The sequence below is a fragment of the Paenibacillus sp. NPDC056579 genome, from assembly GCF_042793215.1.
GTDB lineage: Bacteria > Bacillota > Bacilli > Paenibacillales > NBRC-103111 > Paenibacillus_S.
Genome location: NZ_JBHTVD010000006.1, coordinates 412692 through 424479, shown reverse-complemented (window position 1 = coordinate 424479; position 11788 = coordinate 412692). Strand labels below are relative to the sequence as shown.

Below are 11788 nucleotides of genomic sequence, written 5' to 3'. Positions count from 1 at the left end.
GGAATGAAAGCATGGCTATCGATTTCATTACGATGCTTCCGACAAGCGGGGACCGCGCCAATATCGGGAAAGTGGTCTCTGACCCGACACGAATCGATCCGTGGAGGAACAGCTCGGACAGGGAGCCATCTCTCGCCAATCTGATTGAGATTGTACAGGCGGCTGAGCGGGGAGGCTTCGATGCAACGCTGCTGCCGACGGGCAATGTTTGCCTCGATTCTCTTGTTACAGCCTCGGCGCTTATTTCCCACACGGAGAAGATCAAATTCCTGTTCGCCGCGAGACCGGGCTTTACCGCTCCGGCAACCTTCGCCCGCCAAATCGGCACGCTGGATTATTTATCCGGGGGACGGGCGCTAATCAATGTCGTGACCGGCAAATCGGCGGAGGAGTTGGCGGCTGACGGGGATTTCGTCCCCCATGACCGGCGCTATGACCGGACTGCGGAATTTATCCATGTTCTGAAGCGGCTCTTTACCGAAGATCACTTCCATCACGAAGGAGACTTCTACAAGCTGCACAATGCCTCATTATTTTATAAATCCGTTCAAAAGCCCAGACCGCTCATTTATTTCGGAGGCGCCTCCGAAGCAGGAAAGCGGGCTGCCATCCGGGAAGCGGACGTTTATATGCTGTGGGCGGAATCTCTAGATTTGACTCGAGAGCGAATCGAAGAGGTCAAATCTTTGGCGGCCGAGCACAACCGTGTTCTCGATTACAGCATTTCCTTTCAGGTTATTCTGGGCGATACGGAAGAGCAAGCGTGGCAGCGAGCACGCGAGATTGTCCGTCATGTCGATCAGGCAGCCGTTGCCAGGAAGGAAGTTGCGGTCACGACGAAAGACGAGTCCGAAGGGGACCGGAGACTGCAGAAGCTGATGAACGATTCCCGTACCAATGATTTTCGTATCGGCCGGCATGTCTGGGCAGGGTTGACTCAAGTATTGGGTGGCAACTCCATAGCATTGGTAGGCACTCCGGATCAAGTGGCCGATACCATATTGGAGTACGGTGATCTCGGTTTTAAAAAAGTGCTGCTTCGTGGATTGCCGTTTCTGGAGACGATTACGGCAATCGGCCGGGACGTGATTCCACGGGTTCGTGAAAAGGAACAAGCAAGATTAAGGCTTGCTGACTCGCAGAGCGCATAGGGAATAGGCCGCTAGTAAAAATAATGGCTCAAAAGGAAAGAGCCTAAGGAAGTGAGACGCAATTGGCAGTGCAGTTCGTTAGCCTTCCCGAGGCGATACATTGGATCGAGGATGGGGCGACGCTCGCGATCAGCGGGAATATGGATATGTCGCCGATGGCATTAATCCGGGAGGTTATAAGGTCCGCCAAGCATGACCTGGCCTTACTATGTGCTGGAGCTGCTGCCGTCAACGCGGATCTGCTGATTGGTTCGGGAGCTGTTCGCTCTGTAGAATTCTCGCAAATTTCGATGGGAGAATACGGATTTGCTCCTCATTTTCGCAGGCGCTTCGAGCAGGGCTCCATCGAAGGATGGGAGCACGCTTGCCCAACCTTGGCTGCGGCGCTTCAGGCGGGGGCGATGGGAATTCCGTTTATTCCCGTCAGGGGGCTGATCGGAACGGATTACATGAGGATCAGAAGCGATTTTCTTCAGATCACCAATCCGTATGATGAGAAGGAGCAACTCGCTATCGTGCCTGCGATCCGTCCGGACGTCGCTTTGTTTCACGCTTATAAAGCGGATACGTCGGGCAACGTCCTGGCTCACCCGGCGCATAACAACCGGCTGCTGGCGCAAGCCTCCCGGCATACGATTGTATCCGTGGAGGAGATAGTCTCGCCGGATGAATTGCGAATGGAGAAAGGATCTTTGATTCCATCCGTCTACATTACGGCCATCGTTCATCAGCCTTCAGGAGCACGTCCAACCGCATGTCCGGGTTATTATTCTGTCGATGGCGGGCATATTCAGATGTACTTGGACGCGTCCCGGTCGGAGGAGCAATTCAATCTCTATTTACAGGAGAACGTATTATGAACTATACCCGGGATGAATTGCTTATATGCACGCTGGCAAGACAGCTTCGCGATCACGAAGTCATTGCTGTCGGCAATAATTCGCCGGTTCCAGCAGCGGCAGCGCTGCTTGCCAAAGCTATGCACGCAAGGCAAGCCGAAACGTATATCGTAGGTCAGCCGGATTGGCCGTTCGAGGGAATGAAAGAGTTTTTCGATTGGATGCAAAGAGGCGGCGTCGATGTATTTTTCTTAAGCGGAGCTCAAATCGATAGCTTCGGCAATATTAATCTTCATGTTATCGGAGATTATCAATCCCCGAAGGTAAGACTTCCGGGAGGTGCGGGTTCGGCCGTCGTCTATTTTATGTGCAAACGGATCTTCCTGTTCAAAACGGACCATATCGCCAAAGGCTTTCCCGAAAAGCTGGACTTCGTAACGTCGGTGTCCGCCTCCGAAGGTTCAGTAAAACGAGCCAGCCGGCTTGAAGGAGTGTTTACTCCTCTTGGCATTCTGAAGCCGACCGGACAAGACGGGCGTCTGCGGCTATCCGCAACCGCGCCGGGAGTGACGCCTTCGGAAATACAATCCCAAACGGGGTTCGATCTCGGCGCGATGGAAGACCCGGACTCCATTGCTTCCATAGACCCGCCCCGTGACGAGGAGCTGATCCTGCTCCGAACCGTCGTCTGCCGGAAGCTGATGTGGATTTATCCGGAGTTTGCCAAGCAGTTGTTACAATCATCTCTTACTATTAAATCTCCATTCAATTAAGCTTGATGATGTTATCATTCAGCTGAAGAAAGCGGGTGTACCGATGACACAACTGTATTCTTTCAAACAATTGGAAGCCGATATCGATTCCATTCTGAACAAAAACTCGGATCATCGTACGATCATTGAAGCCGTCAAGCCTCTGCTGCAAAAGCTCCTGAAGAATGACGATCTGATTCCCGAGTCACATCAGGCACCGCTGCCTAACAAGTATGCGCAATATTTGCTGTATAAGCCGGATACCGAAGCCTTTTCCGTAATCGCGTTTATTTGGGGTCCGGGTCAGGTCGCTCCGGTACACGATCATCTCGTATGGGGCCTGGTGGGATTGTATCGGGGGGCCATCATAGAGAAACGCTATCGCCGGGAGGATCATGGCGAAGCAGCTAACCCCCGCTACTTGATTCGCGAAGTAGCGGAAGTAACGGCTCGTGCCGGAGATATTTCCTTTGTCTACCCGCCGGATTACGATATTCACGGAGTTGCGAATCCGTTCGACGAAATAGCAATAACCGTTCACATTTACGGTACGGATATCGGCAAGCAGGAACGGCACATTCATGATATTGCAACAGGTCATTTCCGTGACGTCGTGACACGCCATGACAACACGGAGCCTATTTACTCATAAAAGATTAACTTCATAGATAGAGGAGATACGAACTATGCCGAATCAAGGTCAAGGCCCTCTGGCAGGAATCAAAGTGCTGGAGTTTGGCCAGATCGCAGCCGGACCTTTTACCGGCCTTCTGCTAGCCGACCTAGGCGCAGATGTCGTCAAGGTCGAACGCCCGGACATCGGCGACGGCATGAGAGAGTGGCCGCCGTTTTTCACCAATGAGGCAGGGGAATCGTTCAGCTCGAATTTCAGCTCTCTGAACCGGAATAAACGAAGCATTGCCGTCGACTTCAAGTCGCCGGAGCAGCTGGAGCGCTTAAAGAAGTTGTGTGCCAAAGCTGATGTCATTGTTGAAAACTACCGGCCCGGTGTTCTGCAAAAGTTCGGGTTAGGCTATAATTCGCTCAGCGAGTGGAATTCCGCATTGGTGTACTGCTCGATATCCGGGTACGGGCAGGAAGGAGCTTACTCGCAAAAAGGCGCTTTCGACGTCACTATTCAGGCCATAAGCGGACTGATGAGCGTCACGGGAGAAGAAGAGGGGGAACCGGTCAAGTGCGGCGTGCCGGTGGCCGATTTTGCAGCCGGACTGTATGGAGCCTACACTATTGTTGCGGCTATTTTGCAAGCCCAGCGAACCTGCCAAGGTTCGTATATCGATTGCTCCATGCTGGGCAGCGTGCTCGGAATTTCCGCACTGCAGACGAGCGAGTATTTCGGCAACCAATCAGCGCCGATGCGGCTTGGCAGCGCACATCCTCGGAATGCGCCTTATCAAGGGTATCACGGCAGCGATAAGCCGTTCGTCATTGCGGCCGGCAACGACAAGCTGTGGCGAGAAGTGTGCGCTGCGGTCGAGCGGCCCGAGCTTGTGGAAGACGCTAGGTTTATTAACCAGACGCTACGCGCACGGCATCAAAAGGAGCTGGCTCAGCTGCTCCAAACTATTTTCAGCACGAGAACGGCGAAGGAGTGGCTGGAGGAATTCGACCGGCGGGGTGTTCCTTGCGCACCCATTAATACGTTTGAGGACATTTTGAAAGATAAGGCAGTAACTGAGACGGGGCTGCTCCACGAGCTGCCGCTTCCAAATAATACGACAACGACTACCGTCGGTTTTCCTGTGAAGTTATCGGGATATGAATTTCAAGCATACCGGAAGCCTCCTCGCAAAGGGGAACATAACGAAGAACTATTCGAGGAATGGGGAGTATGACAGATGAGTGAAACCGCATTGCCTTCAATTCGAACATACCGGGATACGTCCGCACTTATAAAGGAGAGAGTGGCCGGATTAACGGAGGAGCAGTTGGAGTGGAAGCCTGCCCCGGACAAGTGGAGCATCAAGGAGGTCGCCGCCCATCTGGTAGATTCCAGTCTCGTTCACTCTGTAAGAATCCGCAAAATCGTTGCGGAGAGCGCGCCTCCGCTTCTGCAGTACGATCAAGATGCGTGGGTAACAACATCCAAAGCGAATCAAACATCGCTGGATGACATTCTGACTGCCTTTGAGGCCATCCTTGCCTACAACGTACTATTTTATGAGCGATTGACGGTACAGGATTGGCTTAAGAAAGGGATCAATAGTGACAAGGAGATTTCCGTATCCGACCTGTTCCATGGATTTATCAAGCATGTCAACACGCATCTCACACAAATCGAGCGAACTCGAGCCGCCTTGCCTGCCATAGCTGTAACCTGATTTTTCCATTATCATAAAAAGGTATCAATGTCTTGATGACATTGATACCTTTTTATCGTTTGGACAAAGCTATTTTCAAGGCTTTACTAGGGAAACCATGTGTAAAATAAGCAATCCCGGGTGCGCTGGACGATTCTCTCAGCGGATGGCAATACCTAACCCTATTCGCAGGACTTCATGGCTATTCTCACAAAGAAGCCAGCGCACTTGCAAAGAAGTTCCTCGAATCATTCAGTATGGCGGATGGCAGGAACGTATTTTGGAGGCATGCGCAAACACCTAGACCTCAAAAGTTTATATGTGGTTTTTATGTTGTAAATTTCACCATAATATGAAAATACAATGAAACTACGCTATTGTTAAATTGTAAATGTTCGAAAAGCAATGGTTAATATGTCATCCCCCATAGATTCTTTGGTGTGATTCAGATAAGATAAATGTAATAGAATGACATACAAAGTGTGGAGGTTAAGGATGCATTCTTCCTATAGCGAAGTGGAGAAAAGAAGGAAAGAGATATTGAAGGAACTAGAGGAACACGACAAAGTATATGTAAAAGAGCTTGCAGAAAAATTCAGCGTTACAACCGAGACCATTCGTCGAGACTTGGACAAGCTGGAGAGTCTGAATAAGATTAAAAAAATATTTGGCGGAGCGATCAAAACAAGCCATCAAAAGCTGGAATGGGTATATAACGATCGAGAGTCGATCAATCTGGAGGTCAAAAGAAAACTGGCTGCCGAGGCAGCAAAATGGGTGGAGGACAATGATATTATATTCCTCCTGGCAGGGAGTACCATTGCCCAAATGCCACCATTCCTAAGAGACAAAAAGGAGCTTACGGTGGTCAGCAATTCCGTTCCAATAATTTTTGAATTCGCTCAATATAAGCGAAACGGAGAATTTGACGGGCGAGTGATTCAGATTGGCGGAGAACTTCAAGTATCTTCGATGGGGATGTCGGGCGTGCTCGCTCAAGACATGTTAAAGGACATTACCGTAAATAAAGCTTTTTTTTCCTGCGGTGGCTTTACGCCTGAAAATATCAGTACGTTTCAAAGCGAGAGCGCGCTGATGATGAAAAGTTTGTTGGCTCAAAGCCAAAAGAAAGTGTTGGTAGCGGATGACTCTAAAATGGGAGTCAGGCATCTGTATAAAGTAACAACCCTGCATGAAGTGGACATGATTATTACGGATACAGACTTACCTGAAGAATGGAAACCCTACATCGATTTGTCTTCTTTAAAATGGGTTTCTATCTAAAATTCAAGTAGATTTCGATAAAACAACACTCCGTTTGAACCTAAACGAGTGTTGTTTTTATTTTGTTTATGTGTTGTTATTTATAAAATTAACAATACATTAACGTGGTTTTTACACTTAAATTACAATCGAGTGTTAAGATTTCTTTGTAGAAACCACATGAATCGAAAGGGGAACCAATCATTGAATTACCAACTGAGTCATCGTGTTTGTTCACTAAATCCTTACATCGGAGCTGAATTAAGAGATAAAGTCGAAGCACTTCGTCGATCGGGGCGCAAGCTCATTGCACTTAACGTAGGTGAACCAGATTTTCCCACACCGATCCATATCGCTCATGCAGGTATCGAAGCGATTATTAAAGGCGAAACGAAATATACCCCAGTTCAGGGGACATATGCAGTTCGGCATGCAGTCAGCGAAAAACTCAAGCGAGAAAATGGGCTAAGTTATACCCCGGAGGAAGTGATAATCACTACTGGAGCCAAACAAGCAGTGGCGAATGCATTGCTCTCGATTTGCAACGAGGACGACGAAGTTCTTTTGCCGATTCCCTGCTGGGGGAGTTACCCGGAAATGATCGCACATGCAGGGGCGCGTCCCGTGTTTGTTGAAACCGATCCGGAACAAGATTTTCAGCTAAACGTGGAGCGACTTGAAAGTAAATTAACTTCCAAGACGCGGGCTATATTGCTGACAAATCCCAACAATCCCACCGGAACGGTACTTAATCGAGAAACATTGTATGCCATTGGTATGATAGCCGTTCGTCATAATCTTTACATTATTGCAGATGAAATCTATGAACATTTGATCTATGGCGATAAAGTTCCTTCGATCGCGGCTTTAAGTGAGGATATTAAATTGCGGACGATTACGATAAATGGATTATCTAAGGCGTATGCCATGACGGGGTGGCGAATCGGTTACGCCTGTGGCCCATTGCCTGTGATTCGAGCAATGACGGTCCTTCAAAGCTACACCACCTCAAATCCAAGCTCGATCGGTCAATATGCAGCGATTGCAGCACTCCAAGATGACGGAGATTCGGTAAAGGAAATGACAAAATCTTTTGATGAACGGAGGCAATATCTGATTCGTGAAATTCGATCGATTCGAGGATTGGCATGTCCCGATGCGGGAGGCGCTTTTTACTTGATGGTTGATGTATCCCGTTATTTTGGCTCTGTTTATGAGAACGGAACGATTGCCAACAGCAAGGACTTTGCCGAATACTTGCTGAATCAAGCGGGTGTCGTTGTGACGCCGGGGGATACGTTTCAGGCTCCCCGTTTTATTCGGCTTTCATACGCTACATCGATGACTCAATTGCAGGAGGCCGTTGCATTGATCAGGGAGGCGTTGTCTCCATTGAAGATGAGAGAGGAGGATTTGAATTGAATCCATCTACATTACGTTCGTTGTTACAAGAGGGAAGATTACTCCGTTTTTTAGAGGCGCATAACGGATTGACGGGACTAATTGTAGACCGGGCGAAGGTTACACTCGAGAACGGACAATCCAAGGCTTATGATGGCATGTGGTTAAGCAGTTTGTGCGATTCCACTGCAAAGGGAAAACCGGACATCGAACTTGTCGATTTTACCTCCCGACTCGATACTTTGCATCATATTCAGGAAGTATCCACAAAACCTATTATTCTTGATGGGGACACAGGTGGTCAAATCGAACATCTGGTATTTCATATCAAGACCTTGGAAAGATGGGGCGTCTCAGCCATCATTCTCGAAGATAAGATTGGTTTGAAGAAAAATTCGTTATTCGGAACGGAGGCCGATCAACAGCAAGACAGCATCGCTCATTTTCAAAGTAAAATTAGAGCCTGCAAGCAAGCACAAGATCATTCGGACTTTATGGTGATTGCGCGTATTGAAAGTTTGATTTTGAATAAAGGTTTGCCGGATGCGTTGCATCGGGCTGCGGCGTATGTGCAAGCGGGGGCGGACGGGATATTAATTCACAGCAAAAAGGAACAGCCTGATGAAATCTTTGCTTTTCTGCGGGAATTCAAACCGCAGTTCAAGGATATCCCCGTCGTTGTAGTACCCAGCACCTTTTCAAGTGTGACGGAGACAGAATTGGAGTCAGCGGGAGTGAATATCGTCATTTACGCCAATCATTTGCTACGAAGCGCGTATTTGTCGATGAACCGGGTAGCGCATACCATCCTGCAGCAAGACAGAGCTTACGAAGTGGAATCCGAATGCGAGCCGATTCCTGATATTATTCGAATTCTGTAAGCCATCAATCGATGCAAAGGAGTGCACATGGAAAATCATAGGGTCTTGGAAAGACAGAGAGGTTTGAGTGAGCAATCAGTAAAAAGCAAAAAAAGCAGAGTCAAATGGGCGTATGCGAACTTAACCGCTTATGTATTGGTTTTTCCAGCCATTGTTCTACTTTTTATATTTCATCTTTATCCGATGTGTATGACATTTTTTCTGAGCCTGACGGATTGGAATCTGATTGCCCCAGATTTTAATTGGATTTTTGCAGACAATTATACGAAGATGCTTACCACGTCCGAATTTTGGAAGGTGGTTGGAAACACGTTTATATTTGGGGTCTTCTCAGTCGGCTTTACAGTCTTGCTGGCTACAGTACTGGCTGTTGTGCTGGACGAAAAACTGCGGGGCGTCAGGTTATTTCGTTCGGTCTTATTTTTGCCCTACATTACACCCATGGCGGCTATTGGAACCCTATGGGTATGGATGTACAGCCAGGATTTCGGCCTTATCAACTGGGTACTCAGTTTATTCTCAATTCCTCCTGCTCCTTGGCTGGCAAAGCCGGGGTGGGCGATGGCTGCGCTAGTCATTACGAAAATATGGAAGGTGGTTGGTTATTACATGGTGATTCTGCTGGCAGGCAAGCAAAACATAGCGGATTCGCTGTATGAAGCGGGTAAGATGGATGGAGCTGGAAGGCTGCAGTTGTTTAAAAATATTACGATGCCGCTGCTCTCTCCTTATATCTTTTTTGTTCTTATCGTCGCGTTGATTGGTGCTTTTGAAGATTTTGATCTACTGTATTCGATGACGCGAGGCGGGCCTGCTGAAAGCACAAATATGATGATTTATTACATCTACCAACATGCCTTTGATTTTTTTGATATTGGCTATGCTTCCGCAGCCGCGACAGTGCTCTTTGTTATCCTTCTGCTCATCACGTTTATCCAGATGAAGGTCTCCAAAAGGTGGGTGCACTATCAATGAGATTGCAACAATTTGCATTTCGATGGTTCGGATACGCCTTTTTGAGTCTTTCTTCATTCGTTATGTTATTTCCTTTTATTTGGATGTTGAGCTCTTCATTAAAGAGCTTCGAGCAGGTGTACGTGTTTCCTCCGACCTTGATCCCGGAAGTATTCCACCTAGAAAACTACGTAGAAATATGGAAGTCGGCCCCGCTGCTTCGGTACCTATTCAATAGCCTGTTTACAGCAAGCGTCATTATCATAATGCAACTGCTGCTGATCATTCCGGCGGCTTATGCTTTTGCCAGACTGCGGTTCAAAGGAAGCGGCTTTCTTTTTCTCTCGGTTCTGGCTACCATGATGATTCCAAACCAAATTACGTTTATTCCTAATTTTTTGACGATCAAACAATTAGGCTGGGTGGATACGTATGCGGGATTGATCGCGCCATTTAGTGTAAATGCCTTCGGCATATTTATGCTCCGGCAGGCCTTTATGCAAGTACCGAAGGAATTGGAGGAAGCCGCTATTCTCGATGGTTGCGGACACACTAGAATTATGCGCCATTTGATGATCCCTTTGTCGGGAGCAGCCGTTGTGACGTATATCTTATTGTCCTTTATCAAGAGTTACAATGAATTGTTTTGGCCGCTTATTGTGACTAATAATGAAAATTTGCGAACGGTTCAGTTAGGACTGACGCGATTTATTACGGAAGGAGGAACGCAGTGGAATCTGGTCATGGCCGTTGCCGCAGTCATTATCGCGCCATTAGCCGTATTATTCATTTCCATGCAGAAGTTTATTGTAAAAGGCGTGGCCACTACGGGTTTAAAGTAAGCGATAGACCATTATAAGTATGAGGTGAAACCAATGAAACGTAAAATCATTAAAAGTGTTATCGCGACGTCATGTTTGGTTATGTTGCTTGCAGGCTGCCAACAAGGAGCTCCGTCTTCCTCCACATCACAGCAAAATAACAATAACAAGCAGGGGAAGCCGGTGGAAATTGAGTTTTGGTATGGCAATGGCGGGGTGATCGGGGAAACCACCAAGAGTTTGGTTGAACAATTTAATCAATCGCAAAATGAAGTAAAGGTCAATGCAGTGTTCCAGGAGACTACGAATAATATCGGCAAGAAGCTATTGACGGCCATTGTGGGCAATGTTGTACCGGATGTTGTTCAGTTGAACGCCAGATTCTGGCCAACCTTTGCTTACAATAAAGCATTGCTGCCACTTGACTCTTATATTCAAAATGATTCGAACTTTGATTACAGCGATTTTGTGGACAGCTTTGTAAAGAACACTTTAATCGATGGAAAGACATACACCCTTCCCTTCAACAGGAGTACGTCGATCTTGTATTACAACAAAGATATCGTGAAGGAGATCGGGCTTGATCCGGAGCATCCGGTGTCCACATGGGACGAATTGATGGCCGCCGCGAAGAAAGCGACCGTCGTCAAGGATGGGAAAACAGACCGATTCGGCTTCTCGACATATCTGCCGCCCCTCTACTACTACTCGTTGATGTGGTCCAATGGCGGAGATATTTTCAGCCCGGATCAAAAGGAGGTTGTGCTCGACCAAGCACCGGCGATTCAAGGTTTGGAAATGTATCGGAGCATGATTTATGACACGAAAACGATGATGCAGCCTACGGGCGGGACGACTACCGACAGCGGGCAGGAACTCGTCAATTTTAAAAATGGCAAGGTGGCTTTCCTGGTGGCCTCGACAGCCGACTTGAGTGAGATTCAAAAAAGTATCAAGTTTAACCTCGGCGTCGGTTTCGTGCCAAAGTTTAAAGAGTATGCCGTAACAACGTCTTCCGGGGGAAATCTCGCCATTGTAGCGAAGGCCCCCAAGGAAAAGCAAGACGCGGCCTGGAAGTTCATCAAGTTTCTTACCGATAAACAGCAAACCATTTATTTCACTCAGCACACCGGATATATGCCGATTCGAAAATCTGCCGTTGCATCGCCTGAAATGGTGAAGTTTTATGAACAAAATCCGTTCTTCAAAACTGCTGTCGATGAGCTTCCCTACGGAAGGGCACTCCCGGTCGTGCCTGACTTCGATAAAATAGAAGCAGAACTCCAAAAGGCAATCGGTAAAACCTATGCACAAAATGTTCCGGCCCAAGAATCGATGAAGGAAGCTGCTGTCCAGATACGTGCGATCATGAAGAAATAGAGGATAGTGAAAAAACGGATGACTA

General features: G+C 47.8%; 12 protein-coding genes. All 12 read left to right on the top strand.

All coding sequences use genetic code 11. The annotated features are described in order from the left end of the window. Positions 1 to 11: 11 nt before the first annotated feature. The 12 genes from ACFQ88_RS24125 to ACFQ88_RS24070 all read left to right on the top strand — a co-directional run bounded on the left by ACFQ88_RS24125 (position 12) and on the right by ACFQ88_RS24070 (position 11763). Positions 12 to 1151 carry an LLM class flavin-dependent oxidoreductase gene (locus ACFQ88_RS24125; protein ID WP_379457542.1) on the top strand — a complete coding sequence of 380 codons (1140 nt, stop codon included), beginning with the start codon at positions 12 to 14 and terminating at the stop codon, positions 1149 to 1151. A 68-nt stretch (positions 1152 to 1219) separates the two neighbouring features. Next, positions 1220 to 2011 (top strand): CoA transferase subunit A, encoded by a 792-nt coding sequence (locus ACFQ88_RS24120; protein WP_379457982.1) that lies wholly within the window; start codon positions 1220 to 1222, stop codon positions 2009 to 2011. Then, positions 2008 to 2763 (top strand): CoA-transferase, encoded by a 756-nt coding sequence (locus ACFQ88_RS24115; protein ID WP_379457540.1) that lies wholly within the window; start codon positions 2008 to 2010, stop codon positions 2761 to 2763. Before ACFQ88_RS24120 ends, ACFQ88_RS24115 begins: the two co-directional genes overlap by 4 nt. Before the next feature lie 43 nt (positions 2764 to 2806). Then, complete coding sequence (locus ACFQ88_RS24110) at positions 2807 to 3394, top strand: cysteine dioxygenase family protein (protein ID WP_379457538.1); 588 nt, start codon at positions 2807 to 2809, stop codon at positions 3392 to 3394. 34 nt (positions 3395 to 3428) lie between these two features. Beyond that, positions 3429 to 4598 carry a CaiB/BaiF CoA transferase family protein gene (locus ACFQ88_RS24105; RefSeq protein WP_379457536.1) on the top strand — a complete coding sequence of 390 codons (1170 nt, stop codon included), beginning with the start codon at positions 3429 to 3431 and terminating at the stop codon, positions 4596 to 4598. A 3-nt stretch (positions 4599 to 4601) separates the two neighbouring features. After that, a complete protein-coding gene (locus ACFQ88_RS24100) occupies positions 4602 to 5084 on the top strand; it encodes a DinB family protein (RefSeq protein ID WP_379457534.1) in 483 nt (160 codons plus the stop codon). 474 nt (positions 5085 to 5558) lie between these two features. Then, positions 5559 to 6347, top strand: coding sequence for a DeoR/GlpR family DNA-binding transcription regulator (locus tag ACFQ88_RS24095; RefSeq protein WP_379457532.1), 789 nt, complete (start codon positions 5559 to 5561; stop codon positions 6345 to 6347). Between the two features lie 183 nt (positions 6348 to 6530). Beyond that, complete coding sequence (locus ACFQ88_RS24090; protein WP_379457530.1) at positions 6531 to 7748, top strand: pyridoxal phosphate-dependent aminotransferase; 1218 nt, start codon at positions 6531 to 6533, stop codon at positions 7746 to 7748. Further along, positions 7745 to 8608 (top strand): phosphoenolpyruvate mutase, encoded by an 864-nt coding sequence (gene aepX / locus ACFQ88_RS24085; protein WP_379457528.1) that lies wholly within the window; start codon positions 7745 to 7747, stop codon positions 8606 to 8608. Before ACFQ88_RS24090 ends, aepX begins: the two co-directional genes overlap by 4 nt. Positions 8609 to 8635: 27 nt before the next feature. After that, positions 8636 to 9583 (top strand): carbohydrate ABC transporter permease, encoded by a 948-nt coding sequence (locus ACFQ88_RS24080; RefSeq protein ID WP_379457526.1) that lies wholly within the window; start codon positions 8636 to 8638, stop codon positions 9581 to 9583. Further along, positions 9580 to 10404, top strand: a complete 825-nt coding sequence (locus ACFQ88_RS24075) for a carbohydrate ABC transporter permease (protein WP_379457524.1) — start codon at positions 9580 to 9582, stop codon at positions 10402 to 10404. Before ACFQ88_RS24080 ends, ACFQ88_RS24075 begins: the two co-directional genes overlap by 4 nt. A gap of 33 nt (positions 10405 to 10437) precedes the next feature. Continuing rightward, the gene (locus tag ACFQ88_RS24070; protein WP_379457521.1) at positions 10438 to 11763 is read left to right on the top strand and encodes an ABC transporter substrate-binding protein; all 1326 of its coding nucleotides are present in this window, start codon (positions 10438 to 10440) and stop codon (positions 11761 to 11763) included. The last annotated feature ends 25 nt before the right edge of the window (positions 11764 to 11788 follow it).